This window comes from Pseudoalteromonas sp. S554, from assembly GCF_005930865.1.
GTDB classification, from domain to species: Bacteria; Pseudomonadota; Gammaproteobacteria; order Enterobacterales; family Alteromonadaceae; genus Pseudoalteromonas; species Pseudoalteromonas marina.
In genome coordinates this window covers 1-20,520 of the sequence record NZ_PNDV01000042.1, presented here as the reverse complement: position 1 = coordinate 20,520, position 20,520 = coordinate 1, and the positions used below count along the sequence as shown (strand labels likewise).

Here is a 20,520-nt window from a genome sequence, read left to right as displayed (position 1 = left end):
AACTCAGGTACATTAAAGTATGTTGCTGTAAAACAAGCCGGCAAAACTTTAGGTAATGGTGATGAACTAAACGGTATATCACTTGCTGGTGTAGGTAGCCAAACAGAGCTAGATTACATCCACGTTCATGAAAACCTAGATGACGGCGTAGAGTTTTTCGGTGGCACTGCAAACATCAGCCACTTAGTGCTTACAAATATTGGTGACGACTCTTTAGATTGGTCATTTGGTTGGACGGGTAAAGCGCAATACGTACTTATCAAACAATCAGGATCTGAGGGCGATAACGCGATTGAAGCTGATAACTCTGAATTTGATTCAGATGCATCACCGCTTACTATGCCTACTATCTCTAATGTAACCATTATTGGTGACGCAGGCGTAAACGGTATTCGCTTACGTGCAGGTACTGCGGGCATACTTAAAAACGTAGTGGTAACGGGTGGCGCAGATTACGCAAACTGTTTACGTGTAGGTTCTGACTCAGCACCACGTGCCGAAGACGGTTCACTTACTATCACTCACTCAGTGGTTGCGTGTGAAACAGCTAACAACTTTGGTACTCAAGCAATTGGTGATGGCAATGTTGAGTCTTGGTTCTTAGGTCAAGCTGGTAACTCAGTGCAAACAGCTGCAAGTCTTGCACTAGCGAGTAACGGTTACATGCCTTCAAGTGAATCATTACTACTAGGTGCAGGTTTTGATTCTTCTAGCCTAGATAGCTACTTTGATACAGTAGATTACATTGGTGCAATGGATGCACAAACAGACTGGACAGCGGGTTGGGTAAAAGTAGGTCTTTAACCTTAAACGCTTTAGGCCGGGCGAAAGCCCGGCTAATGTCTTGTTTTGTTTCGGAGTATAAAAATGAATTCTTATAAACCCTCTAAACTTGCCTTATCAACATTAAATTGCGCCGTTTTGGCTGCACTATTTGGTTGGTCGGTAAATACTGCTGCTGCAGAAGCCGACATTCAAGAGCAAGAAATAGAAGAAGTGGTTGCAGTAGGGCAACGACTCAAAGGGAGCGCAGGTGCAGTACTGCAAGAACGCCAAAATCAGGCGTTTGTTGCTGATATTATGGGTGCCGACCAAATTTCACGCACCGGCGATGGTGATGCTGCATCGGCTCTTCGCCGTGTAACAGGCTTAACCTTAGTTGACGGTAAATTTATATATGTGCGTGGTTTAGGTGAGCGTTACTCAAGTACACAATTAAATAGCATGTATGTACCAAGCCCCGATCCTACTCGCTCGGTTGTGCCGCTCGATTTATTTCCATCTGAAATAATCGAAAGCTTAAGTGTACAAAAATCATTTTCACCAGATATGCCTGCGCATTTTGGTGGTGGTAATGTCAACATTCGTACCAAGTCTATTCCGTCTGACTTTTTATTTAAAGTACAAGTAGGCTCATCGTATAACACGTCAAATAGTGATTCTGGCTACTTTTACGAAGGCGGTGATGATGATTGGATGGGCCGTGATGATGGCACACGTGCGCTATCTAATGTATTTACTACCGCACTTACCAGCGACGCAGGCCTTGAAGGCAATATTAATTCTACGCTTGAAGAGCGTAAAAATCTTATTCAATCGCTTGATTGGAATGTAGGCATTAGCAAGGAAGATGTTGACCCAGCTATGAGCTTTTCTGTTGCCGTGGGCGATAGACTAGAAAGCGAAATAGGTACCTTTGGTGTGCTTGCGGCTGTTTCTTATGACAACGAATGGGAAGTTGTTCAAGAACAAAGTGGTTCAAGCCTAGGTAGTTTGGGTTGTGAGAACAAATGTTTTGCACAATATTACGATGGCACATCGACTGAACAAAATGTTCGTTGGAGCGGAACATTAAATCTTGGCTATGAGTTTAACTCAAACCATCGATTTGAGCTTACTAACATTGCGCTACACGATATGAGCGATCGGGTTCGTAATCGTAACTATTACGATGCCAATGAAACCGAAGAGGGTGTTACTGAGCTTCGCCGTGTTGATATTAGCTACGAAGAACGTGAAATGTTTTCTTCTCAGCTTAAAGGCACGCATAACTTTCCAGAGCTAAATAATTTATTTTTTGATTGGTATGGTGGCTTAAGTAGAGCTAATCGTAACGCACCAGGCGGTTTAGATGTTGTTTTTCAACAAAACTATAACGACGGTGTATTTGAGTCAGAGCAGCTTCAAGATGTTGCAGCAACTAATATTACGCGTGAATACCAGGTACTTCACGATGACGTAGAAACATTTGGTTGGAACATGGGGTTACCTTTTTATGGGGACGGCTACGAGCTCGAACTTAAAATTGGCGGTGACTTTTCAGAAAAAAAACGTGATGCAAGCAATGTTAAATTTGGCATAACGCACCGTGGTATAAGCGATGAGTTTACGTTTGGTAATAACATTAGCGATATTTTTGCTGATGCAAACACATCAAACGACGCGTTTTACACAAGTGCTACGGGTTCAGGTATTTTTGATGATGGCACAACTGACGGTGACAAATACAGTGCAGCGCATAAGTTAGATGCTTATTACTTTATGGCTGACTACTTTTTTGAAAATACATGGCGTATTACCGGCGGTGTTCGCTGGGAAGATTTCAAACAAGTATCGATTGGCTATCAGGCACATTCAAACTTATTCGAAAACACGCTTGAAGAAATTCAAGACGTTGTCATTAACGAAGATACTTTTTTTCCATCACTTGCTGTTACGTACATCATGGATGAAGAAATGCAGTTTCGCTTAAACGTGAGTGAAACCACTATTCGCCCAGATTTACGTGATGTAAGTACTTCGTTTTTTGTTGACCCGCTGACTGAATTTTTGGTTCGTGGTTCGCCTAGCTTACAAAGCTCTGAATTAACGAATGTTGACTTTAGGTTTGAGTGGTACATGCCAACAGGTAATAACCTGTCAGTTGCATTGTTTTACAAGGACATAGAAAACCCAATTGAAATGGTTGAACTTGCAGGTGTAGGTGGTGCGTCTCCGCAATTACTTACGGCTAATGCGCAGTCGGGTAAGCTATCTGGTATTGAGGTAGATTTTTTAACTGACTTTGGTTTTATTAATAAAGATTGGTCGTCTGCATTTTTGTCGGGTAACGTAACGCTATCTGATTCGAGCGTCAATTTAGGTATAAATGACTCAGATAATGTCGATTCATTATTTGAAACGCAACTTAAAGAAGCACTCGAAGCCGATACCGTTTCAAACATTGTTACTAACAACAAACGCCGTTTAGTAGGCCACTCTGAATGGGTTGCTAACTTACAAATGGGTTACGATTCAGATGACGGTTTTCATTCAACATCGGTTATTTACAATGTGTTTGGGCCGCGAATTATCGTACCAGGTACGCGTGGAAACGAAGATGCTGAAGAAAAGTCATTTCACTCACTTGATTTAGTTTATTCTTACTTTCCTAACTTTAACTCTAAAGTTAATTTTAAAGTGAAGAATATTCTTGGCCAAGAAAAACAAATAGAGCAAGAAGGTTTAACCCTTTGGGGCCAAGAAACAGGCACCGAGTTTAGCTTAAGCTATAGTTATGAATTTTAATTTTAGCTTGCGTTAAACCTTGTACATTCGCGCTATAAGCCCTGTATTAAATACAGGGCTTTTTTTATACCTTAATTTCGCATGAAAAATTTTTAAGTTCTGTTTTATTGACTAGTTTTAGCCGTCTAGCAGTGTTAGTTTGTTAACTTGAAAATTGAATCTCACGCAATGAATTTAATTTTTAATGTATTAAGGCATTTTTTATGAACAAAACAGTGGATAAAACAATGAAAAAAGTAGGTTTGGTCGGTTGGCGTGGCATGGTTGGCTCTGTGTTATTAGAGCGTATGGAAAAGCAAAATGATTTTGCCAATATAGACACCACTTTTTTTACTACCTCACAAGCCGGACAACTTGGTCCTGATTTAGCGGGTGATGCAAAACCGCTACTTGATGCAAGCGATGTATCTGAACTTGCAAAAATGGATATTATTGTTACGTGTCAAGGGGGCGATTACACCAAAGCGGTTTACCCAAAGCTTCGTGAATCGGGGTGGGATGGTTACTGGATTGATGCAGCTTCTGCACTTCGTATGAGTGATGACAGCATTATTGTTCTTGACCCTGTAAATAAAGATGTCATTACTCAAGGTTTAGAGCAAGGCGTTAAAACCTTTGTTGGCGGTAACTGTACGGTATCGTTAATGCTCCTTGCTTTAGGTGGTTTGTTTGAGAAAGACCTTATTGAATGGGTAAGCCCTATGACTTACCAAGCAGCTTCGGGTGCGGGTGCACGCAATATGAAAGAGCTGATTTCACAAATGGGCGCTATTCATTCAAGTGTTGCTCAGCAACTCGATAACCCAAGTTCAGCTATTTTAGAAATTGATAAAATAGTCAGTGAAAAAATGGCTTCAAGCGATTTACCACAAGATCAATTTGGCGTGCCATTAGCAGGTAGCTTGATCCCATGGATTGACGTGCCTATGCCAAGTGGACAATCAAAGGAAGAATGGAAAGCACAAGTTGAAGCTAACAAAATTTTAGGCTCTACTCAGCAGCCTGTACCTATTGATGGTTTATGTGTTCGTATTGGCGCAATGCGTTGTCATAGCCAAGCAATGACTATTAAATTACGCGAAGACATAAGCGTAGAGAAAATAGAAGAAATATTAGCTTCGCACAACGAGTGGGTTAAGGTTATTCCAAATGAGCGTGATATTACATCCACCGATTTAACGCCGGTTAAAGTAACAGGCACGCTAAGTATCCCAGTGGGACGTATTCGTAAGCTTGCTATGGGACCTAAATATATTAGCGCATTCACAGTGGGCGATCAGCTTTTATGGGGTGCAGCAGAGCCACTTCGTCGTATGCTTCGCATTATTGTAGACGCTGAGTAATTTTAGTTTTTTAATTTCTTTATTTTATAGGGTTAGCATAGTGCTAACCCTTTTTAGTTTTTATTCCTTCCTTTTACACTCTTTTGTGGCTTTTAAATAACTGTCTGTGTGGCATACCCATTGCAAAAGTTAAAATAGTATTTTGCGTGCACCCAGTAATTTAAGTACTTAACAGCGCAGTTGTGCTTATTTTTGTGTAGTTTTTACACATTGTCATGCTCATAATTACACAAATAAGGATGGTTATATGGCGTTAATTTCAAAGGTTACTCGAGCTAAATGGTTTACTGGTTTTGTTTTAATCATTGTGCTTTTATTAATATTCCGTGTTGGTGCGCCCCATGCTATTCAATATTATGTTAATCAACAAATTAAAGACACGCAGGGAATAACAGGCCACGTAGGTGACGTTGATTTATATTTGTACCGCGGTGCGTATGCTATTGACGGCATAAAAATTTATGCCAAAGAGGATAATTTAGCGCCTAAACCACTACTTAGCGTTGCAACACTCAATTTTTCGCTTTCATGGTCAGCACTACTGAAAGGGAATTTAGTGACAAATATGCAATTTACCTACCCTGAAATTGTGGTTTACGACAAAGCCCCTAATAAAACAGAGCAAAATAAACAAGTTAAAAATGAAACAACCTGGGTAGGGCTTGCTAATAATTTAGTCCCTTTTTCAATTGACACTTTAAGTATTGATAACGGTAAAGTTTCGTTAGTAAATGCCACCAGCGAGGGTGATAAACCTACCTATATCTCAAATATTGATGCAGAGATTAAAAACATAACCAATGCTCAAAACCTTACAAAAACCTTAGTGACTTCGTTAAACATTGAAGGGGATTTAATGGGCGAAGCTGCATTGTCTCTTAAAGGGCAATTAGACCCATTTAGTGAAAAAGCAAACTTTGACTTTAATGTAGAGGTTCAACGTTTTTCGGTTAAACATTTAGAAACGGTTTTTAAAGTGTACACTCCGTTTGACATTGAAGCAGGAGGCATTGATGGTGCAATGGAGGTTGCTGCAAAAGACAATGTTTTAAACGGCTATGCAAAGGCCGGTGTTTATGACTTGAGTGTTTTTTCGTGGCGTGAAGATATAGAAAAAGACGACGACGGATTGTTCACTGCTATTTTTGAAGGCAGCATAGATATACTCAGCGAATTACTTGAAAATGATGAATCTGAGTTAGTTGCTGCGCGCATACCGATCGATGGCACATTATACAACACCGATATATCTACGTTTCAGGCAGTGGTGTCGGTATTAAAAAATGCGTTTTTAGAGGCGTTTAAAATGGAAGTGGACGACGTGATATCGTTTGAAACAGTAGAAAGTACATCAGATGAGTAACAGGCTAATTGAGTTTTAAGCCCCACAAACATATTTTGTGAGGCTTAAACTGTTACTTTTTACTCAGCAATGTTTTTAACTCTGCTATTTGCGCTTGTAATTCGTTAACTTGTCCTTGTGTTGCAGGAAGCGAGTCGTTATCGGCCTGTTCTTCTCGTGCATTTCGGTGTTCTTCACCCATTACTTCTAAAATTGCGCCAACCATCATATTCAAAAACACAAACGCGGTTAAAAATATAAAGGTCAGGTAGTAAATCCAGCTTAGCTCGTACACCGCCATTGTTTCGTACATTATGTCGGTCCAATCTTCAAAGGTCGCTATTCTAAATAGCGTTAGCATTGATATAGACACATCTTGCCAAAGCACGGGGTTAATGTCGGCAAACATCATACTGCCCATAGCGGCGTAAATATAAAAAATAACAAACATAAGCAGAGCTATGTAGCCCATTTGCGGGATTGCTTTAAGCAAGGAGTTAACGAGTAGTCTAAGTTCAGGAATCATCGACACTAACCTGAGCACTCTAAATATACGTAGTAAACGCGCTATTAGCATTGTAGAGCCCGCAGCAGGGTATAAACTACCCAATACAATAATGGTGTCGAATATATTCCAGCCCTTTGAAAAGAAGTCTTTTATGCCTTTGCTTGCAACAAAGCGAATAATCAGCTCAATTAAAAAGAATGCGGTTATGCCAATATCCATCCAGTTAAGTGCAAGCTCAACCGTAGGATGAAGACTATAGGTATGAGCGCCTACAGTAAGGGCAGAAACAATAATGACAGCTATAACAAATGATTGAAATATCTTGCTTTTGTCTATACGCTGAAACAAGGCTTGTAACTGCGACATCATAATAAGTGGTCCTGTAAATACGAAGATTTTTATGGCGCTAATATACAATATATTCGGCATAATTTAACGTCTTTTTAAACGCAATAGTGTAAGGAAATTTGATGGTTATTAATAAATTAAAAGTATGTGCTGTATTTATAATCGGATTACCTATTTTAGCCGGGTGTAGTTCCGACGCACGCTTTGAACAATTGCAATCAGCCCGCCTTAACGAATGTAATTACAAAGCCGATAAAGAATATTATGAGTGCCTTAAAGAGCAAGACTCAAATTACGAAGAATTTAAAAAACAACAAGCAGAAAAAAATAAATAATCCTCCTCATGACTAAAACACAAAAGCAACGAGACAAACAAATACGCGCAGCGCTGACTAAAGCCTGTGAGTCTATAAAAGACTCAGTGACCGATTTTGCATACCTTACACACACTGTCGATTTAAATAACGAAGCTAACACCTTAAAAGTTAACTGCTATTTTGATGATACTATAGCGCTTAATAACGCTGACTCTGAGATTGAACACCTTAAATCTATAGTTATTACTCAACTAGCGGGTATTAAATTGACGATAAAACCGACACATATCGTGTTTTTTGCCAATTAAAATGGGTTTTGTTGGTTTGCCTGCAGTTGGGCGTTATAATTAAAAAAATTATATTTAGGGTTTAAATAATGGCTGTTCCTTCTCGTTCGCAAATATCACCAGGCACTGTAGTTAATATTGTTTTAAAAGAAGATCAACGAAGCGGTACATTAACTGAAGGCGTGGTAGAGCGTTTATTAACTAAATCACCAAACCACCCGCATGGTATTAAAGTGAGATTAGAAGATGGCCAAGTAGGCCGAGTAAAAGAGATTTTATAATGGCAGCGTTATCAGAGCAGGCTTTTTGGGAATTAGTGACTACACCCGACTTAGGCCTTGATCCGCAAAGTGTAAGCGACCACCTTAAAGCAAACCTAAGCAATTTAGACGATCAGCAACTTATTGCATTTGATAAGTTTTTCGGCATAAATATGCGTAAATGTTTTTCATGGGATTTATTTGGCGCTGCGTTTGTTATGGCAGGCTGCAATGACGAATATGGTTTTAGTGAGTTTAGATGTTGGCTTATTTCACGCGGTAAAACTGTGTTTGATAACGCGCTCGTTAATGCCGACTCCATTGCATTATGTACACCTGTTTATCACTTAAATGAACAGCCTTACCCATACATTGACGAGTATGACCTCATCGCCGGCTTATTATATGAAGAGCGCAACGAGGATGAATTACCCTTCGTGCCATCAGGCGACCAACCCGCAGGCAAACGCTTTAAAGACAAAGCAAAATTTTTAAAACAAGCCTACCCGCAATTATTCGCAAAATATTGGCAGTAAATCTTATAGTAATGCGCTTAATTTAGCGCATTATTTTAAATCGTTTTATTGTTCGATAACGTATCTCAAAATGTGATTAATAACTACATGCCTTAATTTAGTTTTTTCTTTTTATATAGCCTTGTCTTCTAATAGTAAATCTCTGTTATATTTAGCAATATAATAAAGTTAAGCCATTTAGTATACGAACTAAATAAATAATTAACGCATAAGGATACGTTTACTTAATGAAACACATCAAATTGACTTTATTCATATTTGTTTTTGTCAGCGTTCATGTAGCTGCTGAGCCAAGCAATAAGGCACGCTTTATACCCCTTTTAAAATCAAAACTTGGTACATATAAGGTGGTTTCTGCTAATTCAGGGTTATGCGTAAACAGTGACTTGAGTTTAATTAATGCAAGTAACCCAAGTGAGGGGTTTAAGCTGGGTGAACAAATTGTGTTTGGCTCATTACATAACGGAACTCAAACTATACAAAAGCCAAACTTTTGCTTTATTACTAGTTCGTTAAAATATAAAAGTGATGGGCTTGATAATGGCTTACGAATGAGCCGTTGTGATGATCCTATAAACGAAAAAACAATTCGACAAAGCATTCGTTTTTTACCTAACGACATGCTTATTTACACATTAAGCTCAGCAAGTGTTGAGTGCAAGTTTAAAAAAGCTATCCAGTAATATATCAACTATTAGCTAATCGCATTTTATTTTTGGTATATCTCGCCAGCGGGTTGTGTACTGAGGCGATAAAAAATCTCTGTTCATATGCCAGCGATCGTTTAATTTACTACTTGCTAAGCCCAACATACCTTTGCCGTATCGGGTATTAATAGCATCTAAACAGCCCATTAACTTTGGGTTATCTTGTTGTGGTGCAAATAAGTCACTTTGCTGAAATTGCTCAGCGGTGAGTTCTAGTGCACCTACACCACATTTATAAAACCGCACGCCAGGTTGGTAAATTTTTTCAAACACCTCAGACACCGCATTGGCCATAACGCAAGTATCGTTTGTTGGCATACTAAACTGATACATATAAGACTTTTTATAAAATACATCTTCATGAGATGAGCTAGATGCAAAAATATATAATTGCTTTGTTAGCGACTTTTGGGCTCTTAGTTTTTTGCCCACAATAGTGACATGGTTAATTAAAGCGGTTTTAAGAGCGGTTGGTTCATAAATACGCTCTCCAAAGCTGCGAGTTGAGTAAATTTCGCGTTTATCTTGGCGTACATCATCCCAGTTTAAACATACTAAGCCATTAAGCTCGCTTACTGTGCGCTCTACCACCACACTAAAAGCGCGGCGCATAGTTTTTGGGTTTTGTTGTGCAAGCTGCCATGCGGTATTTATGTTCATTATTTTTAGCTTTTTAGCTAAGCGCTTGCCAATTCCCCATACATCTTGGCAGTCCATGCGCTGTAAAATAGCTCGCCGGCTTGCTTCGTCATATATGACAGCAACACCGTCAAAGCCTGTTAATTTTTTAGCTGCATGATTTGCCGCTTTTGCAAGTGTAGGCGTTGGCCCAAACCCCACGCCAACGGGGAGTTTTGTTTCTCGCCATACGGTTCGTCTAATAAGGTGCCCGTAAGTATGCCAATCTTTTACAACGTTTTCGTAGCCGCTAAAGTGCAAAAACGATTCATCAATACTGTAAATATGCTGGGTGTCACAAAAGCGGCCAATCACACTCATCATTCGGTCGCTTAAATTAGCGTATAGTTCATAGTTACTAGAGCGTACAACCACATTGTTTTGTTCTAGTAACTGCTTAACTTTAAAATAAGGGCCAAATTTAGGAATATTTAAACGTCGCGCAATAGGGCATACCGCACATACGCAGCCGTCGTTATTAGTGAGCACAACCACAGGTTTTGAACGAATGGCGGGATCAAATACTTTCTCGGCGCTGGCATAAAACGCCACGGCATCGACTAAGGCATACATGAAAGTAACTCAGGGCTTTGGCGATGCATACGAATTGACAAACTGACTACGCCTTCAAGCTGAAATTCATCGCTAGGCGTAATATTAACGGGTTGATATAAAGGCGAAGCCGATAGTAATCGAGCGTTTGTTTTATCAAGTAGCTTACACACAAATAAGCCATTTAAATTAGCCACAATTACATCGCCATCTTTAGCGTGCTCTGCTCGGTCTACTACAAGTAAATCACCCTCAAAAATCCCTACTTCTTGCATAGAGCTACCCGACGCAATACCAATAAAAGTGGCATCAGGGTGCTTTATTAATAGCTCATCAAGGGAAACGCCAAGCTCAGTGTATTGTGCGGCAGGAGATTCAAACCCGCAAATACCTGCTTCTATATAAATAGGAATAACAAACATAAATAAACAACCAAAACACATATACTGTATAAGTGTACAGTATATGTGTTTTGTTTAACTTATGCCAAGTAATGAAGTGAAGATCATTGCATATTTTTGATCATTTGCTGAGCCGTGTTTAAAAAGTCATTGATTTGCTTTGGGTTTAACGTTTTACACATTTGATCGTTTACATGTTTTTCTGCGGCCAGTAATTTTTCAAAAAGCACGGCACCCTGATCGGTAAACGTTAAAATAAAACAGCGCTTATCGTGTTCGCTGGCACACTTATTTATAAGCTTTAAAGCTATAAGTTCTTTTACAAGCCGCGCTATTTGAGCCTTATCTCGTTGGGTTTTATTTACAATGTCGTTTGCTGTGCACTGCGAGGTACTTGCAATAATATGTAAGCAACGTACATGCATTGCATTTAAACCGAGCTCGCTGGCATTAATGGCTTCGCGTATGGTTACCCGGTAGTTTTGCATTAACATAAATAGCGTATTGGCTAAAGAGGTGTTCATGATACATCCCAAATGGTTGACAAAGTCAATTAAATCTATATAGTTGATTTTATCAACCAGTGGGGCGTTGTGCAATGTCTGCTTTATAAAGCAGTGATTTTTAATCAATGAGGTTAATTTATATGGTAAAAAAAGTACGCAAAGCAACAGTATTAAACACACAGCAAATAACCCCGCATTTGCAACGTATAGTTTTAGGCTCTGAAGAGTTTACAGATTTAACTTCTGATCACATTGGTAGTTATGTAAAAGTGCTTATTCCAAAAAACGGTGTGGCCGACTTCAATTTAAAAACAGCGTGTATGCGTTCGTACACAATACAAAATGTAAATAAAAGTAATGGTGCAATTACGCTCGATTTTGTTATTAATATGCACCAAGGCCCTGCAACTAACTGGGCTAAAGCCGCTAAAGTAGGTGATGAACTGGCTATTGCAGGCCCCGGTCCTAAAAAGCTAGATAATTTTACCCACCCTCGTTATATATTGATGGGCGATTTGACCTCAGTAAACGCTATAAAAGGCTACATTAAGCAATTGCCAATAAACGCCAAAATTGACGCGTTTATTCACGCCCCAACTGATGCGGATATAATCAGCTTAGATTCAACGCGCCAAGTCACTTGGTTAATAACTACAACGCCAGAGGTTGAGATGGCTAATGCATTAACCACACTACAGCATTATGAACAGCCACCTATTGTATTTATGGCACTTGAAGCTGGGCTAGTGCGTGAGCTTAAAGCAGCATTAACTAACACGCATTCAATACCAAGGGGCAACATAGTGGCATCAGGTTACTGGAAAAAAGGCTTAAATTCAGAAAACTACAAGTTAGAGCGCCAAGCTAATAAACAAACGGCTTAATTCTTTGTAGCTAAGTAAAATAGGTTATTTAGCTATTTAATACACTCGTCAATACTCATTTTTATTTTAGTTAAGCAAGCGTACACCTAAGGCTTGTTAAAGTAGTGGCATCAATCAGTAATTTACAATTTAAATTAATTGATGTGATGCCTAAATATTTAAAATAAGAAAAACGCATTGGTCATTATTAGCTAAGTGTACTAATGGATAGTTTTTCGTTCTATTTTATCAATCAAACTGATTTAAACAATCAATTTTAAGGCATTACTTTAATTCTATAAAATGTATTTATTGAAACAAACATTACTAAATTAAAGGCAGGTACACCGTGAACTCTCTAAACAGCGCAACAGCTTCTTCAGTAACTAAAATAGCACAGCCTAAGGTTGCGTTAATTGCTGAAGGTGGCGGACAGCGAGGGATTTTCACCGCAGGTGTACTTGATGCGTGGTTAGAGCAAAACTACGACCCATTCGATTTATTTATTGGTACGTCGGCAGGTTCACAAAACTTAACAAGTTATTTAGCACGTCAAAAAGGTTACGCTAAACGCCTAATTAGAGGGCTGTCTCGTAATAAACGTTTTTTTCAGCTAGGTCGTGGCTTAATGGGAAAACACATTGTTGATTTAGACTGGTACTTTGATAAAACCAAAGAAGTAAATAGAGCAATTGACTTTAAAACAGCTAAAACGTCTTTAGGTGAACGTGAGTTACTTATTACTGCTACAAACGCACGCGACAGAAAAGCCTATTACTTATCGCCAACGGGTGAAGAGCATCAATGGAGAGAGCTATTAAAAGCGTCAAGTGCTTTACCATTTTTATACAAACAAGGTGTTAAATTAACGCCTTGGTTAAATGCGCAAGCGGCTAACGAAACCACGCAAATAAACAAAGCCCAAGAAGATTTTTTTCTTGATGGAGGGCTAGCAGCACCATTACCAGTACGCGAAGCGTATAACCGTGGGGCACGTAAAATTGTGGTTATTAGAACGGTAGATGCTGATTTTCAAGCGCAATCTGCATGGGTTCAAAAGCTTAGATCGCTTGCTACAGCTGCCGGTTACTGCCCAAAAACACTCGACTACCTAATTCAGCACGAACAAGCTTACTTAGACGAGCTAAACTTTATGGCAAACCCGCCAAGTGATGTAGAAATTATACAAATTTTTGCAGACGAAACACTGCACAGCAAACTGTTAGGCAGTACAAACGACGATCTACGTAAAGATCATAAGCTTGGTGTAAAAGCAGGCCGTGAATACTTAAAAAGCCAAAATGCACGTATTGTAGATTATGCACACAGCTACGCCATGTAGCTGTGAAGCGAATAGTTTAGAAACAACCGTAAAATATTACTGTTGTTTAACTGAATAAGTCTTTACTAAATATGATAGTCACAGTGATTTGCGGACAGTCATAACCTTAGTCACCTGTTATATTTCAATTTAAATAAACTCTGAGGTTTTTAGCATTTCAGTGAATTTAGTCATGAAGTTGTTGAGTGCTTTATCTGCAGCAGCATCCACCTGATCAGCCTGAATCTCATTAGGTTCATCAGGAATATTAACTTCTGGCATTGGTACTTGCTCAAAGAAACCGAAATCCATTGGATTTAGAGATGTTTTATTTTTAGCGTCATAAATTCTAGCACTCACATAATTTAAAGCATAAGCATCGCATGATCCGAAGATACACCTAGAATATAAACCATAACCTGATAGATAAGCCGATGAGTTTACCCACGCTGGTCCAGATGGAGGATAAACAATAACTATGAAATCTAGGGTGTTTTCTTGAGCAATTTTATCCAGAGTAGCTTTATATTTATCTTTAAAATCAACGTAACTAAATAAGGAGTTCTTGTTTTCAAGAAGACTTGGATTTGCAGTAATTAATTTAGGAATGTGGCCATGGTTTGTCAATATAGTTGATATTTTATGATTAAATTTCTGATGATAATTAGTGTTTGAAGTTTCACTAAGATTTTTATTACTAAAGATAGTCGTGCCAATATGTTGATATGTTGGTGACTCATCTATAAGTAACATTACTCCTATTTTTGATCCTACTTCTGGCTTTCCATAATTTGCTGGCACCGATGCACACCCTACGAGTGACATTAATATTATTGCAATAGTTAGCTTGTACACGAACTCTCCTCGAAATATAACGCCGCGTTAAGCGGACTAAAATTGTGGGTTAAAATGTGTAGCGAAGCGAAACGTAACCCACTGTTTTAGTTCCGTTTAAACGCCTTGTTAAATTGCATTTATGCGCTTTCTTATTTCAGAGCAGATTAACTCATAGTCTTCTTTAGCAGGTGAAAATAAGTTCTTCACATCTTTTTGGGCTTCAAGGAAATTAAATTCTTTGAAAACTCTCTCAAGACTAACATTATTAATATCCTGTGATTTTAAAAGACCTTTATCATATTTTTGTGCTTTTAAGCAGACACGATAATACTCAGTAATTTTATAAGAAACGCTATTGATATCTACACACTTTTCATAAAAGTTTTCAGAAAAGAAAAATGGGCGGTTCTTTCTAAGAAAATCAGCACAAGCGATTATTGATTCCTCAGCTTTCAGAGCATACTCGTCGAAGCTCTCATCATACACTTTAGTATACAAATTAATTAACCTAGCCGAATTATCAATAACTGTGTCTAAGTGCTCCCACAATTTTTTATAAACAGAGCCTTCAACTTCTTTAAGTTTAACTTGATATTGATTGGTTAATTTTACATATATTAAATTATGAATTAATGAAAAAACGATTAATGATGAACCAAATATATAAGCATTAAGATCTGGTACTTCAATATTTAAATCTATATTCAACCACTGCTTGAGTATTGCATTGAATAGCAAATGCTCAATTATCGGGGAAGCAACAATCGTACTTCCAATAATTAATGTGAATTTTGTAGCGAAATTTGAAAATGGACTTCGAATCTTTTTAGAGATCCATAATGCGAATAAATCCCACGTTTCATTAAGTTTTGACACGATGCTTCCTTTGCAATTTAACATGTTTATAGCGAGCTAATCGCGCGTATTTCTACCACAGCGTAGCTCGTTTTCTTATTGGTTTATTTTTAACAAACTTGTCAACTAATTGCCAGTGTTATTAAAATTCATGCGTGCTCGCTTTTCTTCTCAGTATAAAACGAGCGACTGGGTCGTTTTCTTGACTATGCGAGCGACTGAGCTATTACTCTGCATATATACAGCATAAATTCGACGGATTGAAAATAAAAACTCGCTCTGCGTATTTAAATTACATTGCCGACTATATGCTCACTCGACAGTATTAATTAAAAGCCTAGGGTCAAATCTTGACTTCAGACATTAAGATTTTGACTAACTACTTCTTGCTAATAGGGGTTTTGCGCCCATCCCCTCGAAATTAACCTTAGTCTAAATTTTTAAGCTTTTTTCTAACTCTAATTACCGTACTTCGACTAACTCCAACTGCTTCAGCCGTTTTATTAATACTAAATCCAGCTTCAGTAAACGAGGCAATCCTATCATGAGCCTCTAAATCAGGCTGACGACCGTGATAAAGTCCCTTTTGCTGTGCTTTTACAATACCTTCTTTTTGCTTACGTTCACGTTCTCGATATTCTTTATATGCACTGGCCGCTAATATTTCTAACAGCATATTATTAATAGCACTAAGTATTGATCTCATAAAATCATCACTTGGAAAACTGCCAAATGTTAAATGACTGGTTGGTAGATCTAAACTAACAACACTAATTCCTTTTTCATTTATTGAGGCTACAAGAGTTTTCCAATCATCAGGGCTTAGCCTTGTTAAACGATCGATTGATTCAACTAACAAAACATCACCGGACTCTGATTCATCCAATAAACGAATTAGCTCTGGTCTATCTAAAGAATTACCAGATTTATTTTCTATATAAAAAGAAGCAATTCGTTTGCTGAAGCCAGAAACGAATTTTTTTAATGAGCTTTTTGCTCTATTTGCATCTTGCTCAGAAGTTGATGCTCGTAAATATGCTCTTATGAACATTTTTGCCTAATTAGGTCTATTTAGATGGTGTCATATCATATAGGTTTATTTAAGTGGTGTCATTACGTAATTGCCTGTGATATATTAACAGTATCTTTAGGGTGTACTCATGTAGAACTGCATGTAATAACACTAATTTGGACTTTGATAATGAAAAAGGATAAACCATACATTGTTGTGGTTTAATATTGTTGTAACAACGGTAACTTTACTTATTTAATAGAAGAAAAACAAAATCAATTAGCGATGTTTAAACTGGTATTCATTGATGGTCACTTTAATTAGATATAAAGTAAGTAAACAAAAAGTCAGTAAGGTAATTGATAACGTGTCTAAACGAACCATAAGTATGTTGGCTAAAGAACTGAGTGTAAATGTCGAAACAATTCGCTTTTATGAACGCAAAGGCTTAATTAAACAACCACCAAAGCCTATGCAGGGCTATAGACATTACCCGAAAGAAACGGTAAATAGAATACATTTTATCAAGCGTTCTCAAGAATTAGGTTTTACGCTAAATGAGATTGAAGGGTTACTTGCGTTAAACGATAGTCCATGTAGTAAAGTACAAGAATTAGCTAATAAAAAACTGATCGCAGTACAAAAAAAGATGGCTGACTTGTTGTTAGAACACGCTTTGGAAGAACATTTAGGACAATGCCAAAATAATGATGACGATAGCCACTGCCCAATAATTGATTCGTTGCAACCGAAGTAAATGATTCACTTAACTACCATTTCCCACTAAAACAGCATATCCAATTTTACTTCTGCGCCTTAATTCAAGTTAGCTTATTCCCCGTATCTGTCGTAGCAGATTATCAAAGATAAATTTTTTATAAATCACCCTTGACTCCGTACTTAGGTACATGCAATACACTTGCATTATCACTTAATGAGGTATCTATATGAATCAAAAAAAATCAAACCTTCCAATGATAGGAGGCATCATAGCAGCATTAGGCGCAGGCGTATGCTGTGTAGGTCCTTTGCTCCTGTTATTACTTGGGGTAAGTGGCTCATGGATTGGTAATGTAACTGCATTTGAACCCTATAGGCCATTATTTATCGCATTTGTAGTGTTGTTGTTTGGTTACTCAGGTTGGAAAATTTACCGTCCTGTAGAAGAGTGTGAGCCGGGAACGGCCTGTGCAATTCCTAAGAAACAGCAACAACGAAAAGTCATTTTCTGGCTGAGCGCTATAGTTGCGACAATTTTAGTGACCAGTAATTATTGGATACTTTTGTTTGCTTAATATACAGATCAAGAAATTTATAACATTTTAAAATTTGGAGCTAATTATGAAAAAATTATTATTAACCGCACTGCTTTCACTTTCTAGTTTTGGTGCTTTTGCTGAAGTAAAAACAGTTACACTGGAAGTGCCAACGATGAACTGTGCGACATGTCCAATCACAGTTAAAAAGTCATTAGAAAATGTTGATGGCGTTGAAAATGCGAAAGTTACCTACAAGCCTAAGCTAGCTGTTGTTTCTTTTGATGACACTAAAACCAACATCAATGCATTAATTGCAGCGACTACCAACGCTGGCTACCCTTCAAATTTAAAAAGTGAAAATAAGTAATGTTTAGCCCCTTAGAACTAGTTACGCGTATCGGAGATAAAGCAGGCTCTATAGGTGCACTTGTTTCGGCAATGGGATGCGCCATGTGTTTTCCCGCGATAGCTAGTCTTGGTGCGGCAATTGGGATGGGATTTCTTAGTCAGTGGGAAGGGGTATTTATCAATACGTTGTTACCACTGTTTGCAGTATTAGCGCTGGCAATGAATATCTTAGGTTGGTTTAGTCACCGCCAATGGCAACGCACTCTCATAGGCATAACTGGACCTGTTTTAGTCTTATTATCCTTATACCCTTGGTTTCAATATGGCTGGAGTTCATACGCTACCTATACTGGGTTAGGACTGATGGTTGCCGTATCAATTTGGGACATGGTTTCTCCAGCGAATAAGCGCTGTGACGATGAAACTTGTACCGCTTAACGTTTAAAGAGGAATAAAATATGTCAACGAATAGTTGTTGCTCGTCAGATAACTCTCAGCCAGAACAGTTACATGTCGCCATTATTGGTAGTGGCTCAGGAGCTTTTGCCAGTGCTATTAAAGCCGCAGAAGGCGGAGCAAGAGTTACTATCATTGAGGGAGCTGATGTTATCGGAGGTTGCTGTGTCAATGTAGGTTGTGTGCCTTCAAAAATATTGATCCGTGCTGCACAATTAGCGCACCAGCAGCGTACTAACCCGTTTGATGGTTTAGAGAATATTCAACCACAACTTAGCCGCTCCTTATTAGCACATCAGCAAAATGCTCGCGTTGAAGAATTACGCGATGCTAAATATCAAAGTATTTTAGAGAACAACCCCGCGCTATCTTTACTTAAAGGTTATGCGCGTTTTAAAAATGAAAATACCTTGTTAGTTCAAAAGTCTGATGGTAGTGAAGAAGAGTTAGTTGCAGATCGCATTTTAATTGCTACAGGCTCTACACCAAGCGTTCCACCTATTGATGGGCTAATTGATACTCCTTATTGGACATCAACCGAAGCTTTATTTTCGGAGGAGTTACCAAGTAGTCTGGTTGTCATCGGCTCTTCTGTTATAGCACTGGAAATTGCACAAGCTTATGCCCGTTTGGGTAGTAGTGTAACAGTATTAGCACGACATACGCTTTTATATGCAGAAGATCCGTTATTAGGTGAAAAGCTGACTGAATGTTTTGAAAAAGAAGGCATTCGTGTACTTAATAATACGCAAGCAAGTCATGTTTCTTATGGTAGCAATGGGTTTTCATTGGAAACTGACGAAGGAACATTAATCGCTGAAAAATTGCTTATTTCTACTGGTCGCCATGCAAATACTGGCAAGCTTGGTTTAGAAAACGTTGGTGTTAAAACAGATAAAAGTGGTGCCATTGTTGTTAATAGTATGATGGAAACATCAACAGCTAACATTTATGCCGCAGGTGATTGCTCCAATATGCCACAGTTTGTCTATGTTGCTGCTGCTGCCGGAAGTAGAGCCGGAATTAATATGACGGGTGGAAATGCACAACTCGATCTATCTACCATGCCTGCTGTTATATTCACTGACCCACAAGTTGCTACGGTAGGTCTAACTGAAGAACAAGCTTCAGCGGAAGGAATAGATACGATAAGTCGTGTACTTGATATGGAAAACGTACCTAGAGCATTAGCAAATTTTGAAACTGATGGATTTATCAAACTAGTTGCAGAAAAACAAACAGGTGAGATATTAGGCGCACAAATACTCGCGCATGAAGGTGGTGAACTTATACAAAGTGCAGCATTAGCCATTCATAACAACATGACCGTAGAGGATTTAGCAGGTCAACTATTTCCGTATTTGACGATGGTTGAAGGATTGAAGCTATGCGCTCAAACCTTTAGCAAAGACGTTAAAGAGCTATCTTGCTGCGCGGGGTAATCATTTAACGGTAATATACTTATAGAAATGTTAATGGAGTGCCAATTGATTGAATGTAATCAAGATATATTAAGGCATTCCATTAACAACACAAATTGGAAACATGCTAAACCATGATTAAATCTAAGGTTGAAAACATTCCTGTTGGTGAAGTCAGTTTTTTAACGGAGATCCCTGACATCAGTAAGTTCATTAATAGTGATGATGATGCGTTGGATTTTCCTTTGAGTATTTCTCAACTGGCACAAGCTGCACAAACGTCTGTCCATACTATAAGGAATTATGCACTTGAGAATATAATACACTGCGAAGAAAAAACTAAATCAGGTTATGCCCTCTACGGTTTATGTGCATTAAAGAGATTAAAGTTCATTCGAGCAGCAAGGGCGGCAGGTCTTCTTGTAGTTGATATCAAGCCATTACTAATGGCAATAGATGCAGGAGAAAGAAAAGTTCCTGAAGACATCCAAAAGCTGCTACTTACTAAAATCGAGCATAGAAAAGTATTTTTAAATCTAGTAACAAACCAAATTGAAGAGTTTTGCAATTAGAACAATTATAGAACAGTTCATGGCTCGACTAAAAACTTGTTAGCTTATCTGTTTTCTATCAATGTTAGCTTGTATATATCAAGCATATAGAATATCAACACTGAATCGCCCCGAGTTCATCGGAGACCAGTTTGTTTAAGTCAGGCCACTTTACCTGACTCGTTTAAATTATCATAGTAGTCTGTTTCATATTGAGCTGGTGAAATATACCCAATTGAATATAT

24 protein-coding genes are annotated in these 20,520 nt (G+C 38.3%); 17 read left to right on the top strand and 7 right to left on the bottom strand.

From position 1 onward, the window contains the following. The 4 genes from CWB65_RS11125 to CWB65_RS11110 all read left to right on the top strand — a co-directional run. On the top strand, nt 1-804 hold an 804-nt coding region (locus tag CWB65_RS11125), incomplete at its 5' end, for a beta-helix domain-containing protein (protein ID WP_502704841.1). A gap of 63 nt (nt 805-867) precedes the next feature. Next, nucleotides 868-3,567 (top strand): TonB-dependent receptor domain-containing protein, encoded by a 2,700-nt coding sequence (locus CWB65_RS11120; protein ID WP_138740592.1) that lies wholly within the window; start codon nt 868-870, stop codon nt 3,565-3,567. A 203-nt stretch (nt 3,568-3,770) separates the two neighbouring features. Then, nucleotides 3,771-4,910, top strand: a complete 1,140-nt coding sequence (gene asd / locus CWB65_RS11115; RefSeq protein ID WP_138740591.1) for an aspartate-semialdehyde dehydrogenase — start codon at nt 3,771-3,773, stop codon at nt 4,908-4,910. Nucleotides 4,911-5,157: 247 nt separating this feature from the next. Beyond that, nucleotides 5,158-6,273 carry a DUF748 domain-containing protein gene (locus CWB65_RS11110; RefSeq protein WP_138740590.1) on the top strand — a complete coding sequence of 372 codons (1,116 nt, stop codon included), beginning with the start codon at nt 5,158-5,160 and terminating at the stop codon, nt 6,271-6,273. A gap of 52 nt (nt 6,274-6,325) precedes the next feature. On the opposite strand, the gene CWB65_RS11105 is transcribed toward CWB65_RS11110, so the two are convergent. After that, a complete protein-coding gene (locus CWB65_RS11105) occupies nt 6,326-7,129 on the bottom strand; it encodes an ion transporter (RefSeq protein ID WP_006793489.1) in 804 nt (267 codons plus the stop codon). Nucleotides 7,130-7,230: 101 nt separating this feature from the next. Between CWB65_RS11105 and CWB65_RS11100 the strand changes: the two genes are divergently transcribed. From CWB65_RS11100 to CWB65_RS11080, 5 genes are all read left to right on the top strand, one after another. Next, nucleotides 7,231-7,443: a hypothetical protein gene (locus tag CWB65_RS11100; RefSeq protein WP_138740589.1), complete on the top strand. Its 213-nt coding sequence runs from the start codon at nt 7,231-7,233 to the stop codon at nt 7,441-7,443. 8 nt (nt 7,444-7,451) lie between these two features. Continuing rightward, nucleotides 7,452-7,733: a hypothetical protein gene (locus tag CWB65_RS11095; RefSeq protein WP_138740588.1), complete on the top strand. Its 282-nt coding sequence runs from the start codon at nt 7,452-7,454 to the stop codon at nt 7,731-7,733. A gap of 68 nt (nt 7,734-7,801) precedes the next feature. After that, nucleotides 7,802-7,993, top strand: a complete 192-nt coding sequence (locus CWB65_RS11090) for a YwbE family protein (protein WP_006793492.1) — start codon at nt 7,802-7,804, stop codon at nt 7,991-7,993. Continuing rightward, entirely contained in the window at nt 7,993-8,508 is a 516-nt protein-coding gene (locus CWB65_RS11085; protein WP_138740587.1) for a DUF4240 domain-containing protein, read from the top strand. The genes CWB65_RS11090 and CWB65_RS11085 overlap by 1 nt, the downstream gene beginning before the upstream one ends. Nucleotides 8,509-8,735: 227 nt before the next feature. After that, nucleotides 8,736-9,191 (top strand): hypothetical protein, encoded by a 456-nt coding sequence (locus tag CWB65_RS11080; RefSeq protein WP_138740586.1) that lies wholly within the window; start codon nt 8,736-8,738, stop codon nt 9,189-9,191. A 15-nt stretch (nt 9,192-9,206) separates the two neighbouring features. On the opposite strand, the gene CWB65_RS11075 is transcribed toward CWB65_RS11080, so the two are convergent. The 3 genes from CWB65_RS11075 to CWB65_RS11065 all read right to left on the bottom strand — a co-directional run bounded on the left by CWB65_RS11075 (nt 9,207) and on the right by CWB65_RS11065 (nt 11,370). Beyond that, entirely contained in the window at nt 9,207-10,466 is a 1,260-nt protein-coding gene (locus CWB65_RS11075) for a Y-family DNA polymerase (RefSeq protein ID WP_138740585.1), read from the bottom strand. Then, nucleotides 10,454-10,867 carry a translesion error-prone DNA polymerase V autoproteolytic subunit gene (umuD, locus tag CWB65_RS11070; protein ID WP_010556176.1) on the bottom strand — a complete coding sequence of 138 codons (414 nt, stop codon included), beginning with the start codon at nt 10,865-10,867 and terminating at the stop codon, nt 10,454-10,456. Before umuD ends, CWB65_RS11075 begins: the two co-directional genes overlap by 13 nt. Nucleotides 10,868-10,950: 83 nt before the next feature. Further along, entirely contained in the window at nt 10,951-11,370 is a 420-nt protein-coding gene (locus tag CWB65_RS11065; protein WP_006793498.1) for a MarR family winged helix-turn-helix transcriptional regulator, read from the bottom strand. Between the two features lie 122 nt (nt 11,371-11,492). On the opposite strand from CWB65_RS11065, the gene CWB65_RS11060 reads away from it, so the two are divergent. After that, complete coding sequence (locus CWB65_RS11060) at nt 11,493-12,236, top strand: siderophore-interacting protein (protein ID WP_138740584.1); 744 nt, start codon at nt 11,493-11,495, stop codon at nt 12,234-12,236. A gap of 328 nt (nt 12,237-12,564) precedes the next feature. Beyond that, complete coding sequence (locus CWB65_RS11055) at nt 12,565-13,557, top strand: patatin-like phospholipase family protein (protein WP_058429282.1); 993 nt, start codon at nt 12,565-12,567, stop codon at nt 13,555-13,557. Between the two features lie 129 nt (nt 13,558-13,686). On the opposite strand, the gene CWB65_RS11050 is transcribed toward CWB65_RS11055, so the two are convergent. The 3 genes from CWB65_RS11050 to CWB65_RS11040 form a co-directional block, all read right to left on the bottom strand. Continuing rightward, nucleotides 13,687-14,337 carry a hypothetical protein gene (locus CWB65_RS11050; protein ID WP_138740583.1) on the bottom strand — a complete coding sequence of 217 codons (651 nt, stop codon included), beginning with the start codon at nt 14,335-14,337 and terminating at the stop codon, nt 13,687-13,689. Between the two features lie 162 nt (nt 14,338-14,499). After that, nucleotides 14,500-15,249 carry a hypothetical protein gene (locus tag CWB65_RS11045; protein WP_138740582.1) on the bottom strand — a complete coding sequence of 250 codons (750 nt, stop codon included), beginning with the start codon at nt 15,247-15,249 and terminating at the stop codon, nt 14,500-14,502. 406 nt (nt 15,250-15,655) lie between these two features. Further along, nucleotides 15,656-16,279: a recombinase family protein gene (locus tag CWB65_RS11040; RefSeq protein ID WP_008467336.1), complete on the bottom strand. Its 624-nt coding sequence runs from the start codon at nt 16,277-16,279 to the stop codon at nt 15,656-15,658. 349 nt (nt 16,280-16,628) lie between these two features. Here CWB65_RS11040 and merR point away from each other — a divergent pair, with 349 nt between their 5' ends. From merR to CWB65_RS11010, 6 genes are all read left to right on the top strand, one after another. Further along, the gene (gene merR, locus CWB65_RS11035) at nt 16,629-16,997 is read left to right on the top strand and encodes a mercury resistance transcriptional regulator MerR (protein WP_138740593.1); all 369 of its coding nucleotides are present in this window, start codon (nt 16,629-16,631) and stop codon (nt 16,995-16,997) included. Between the two features lie 190 nt (nt 16,998-17,187). Next, nucleotides 17,188-17,535, top strand: coding sequence for a mercuric transporter MerT family protein (locus CWB65_RS11030; RefSeq protein ID WP_008110845.1), 348 nt, complete (start codon nt 17,188-17,190; stop codon nt 17,533-17,535). A gap of 46 nt (nt 17,536-17,581) precedes the next feature. Next, the gene (gene merP, locus CWB65_RS11025; protein WP_008110847.1) at nt 17,582-17,866 is read left to right on the top strand and encodes a mercury resistance system periplasmic binding protein MerP; all 285 of its coding nucleotides are present in this window, start codon (nt 17,582-17,584) and stop codon (nt 17,864-17,866) included. Further along, a complete protein-coding gene (gene merC / locus CWB65_RS11020; protein WP_008110850.1) occupies nt 17,866-18,285 on the top strand; it encodes an organomercurial transporter MerC in 420 nt (139 codons plus the stop codon). The genes merP and merC overlap by 1 nt, the downstream gene beginning before the upstream one ends. Nucleotides 18,286-18,305: 20 nt before the next feature. Then, nucleotides 18,306-19,745 (top strand): mercury(II) reductase, encoded by a 1,440-nt coding sequence (gene merA / locus CWB65_RS11015; protein ID WP_138687159.1) that lies wholly within the window; start codon nt 18,306-18,308, stop codon nt 19,743-19,745. A 113-nt stretch (nt 19,746-19,858) separates the two neighbouring features. Next, nucleotides 19,859-20,296 carry a MerR family transcriptional regulator gene (locus CWB65_RS11010; RefSeq protein ID WP_138687158.1) on the top strand — a complete coding sequence of 146 codons (438 nt, stop codon included), beginning with the start codon at nt 19,859-19,861 and terminating at the stop codon, nt 20,294-20,296. The last annotated feature ends 224 nt before the right edge of the window (nt 20,297-20,520 follow it).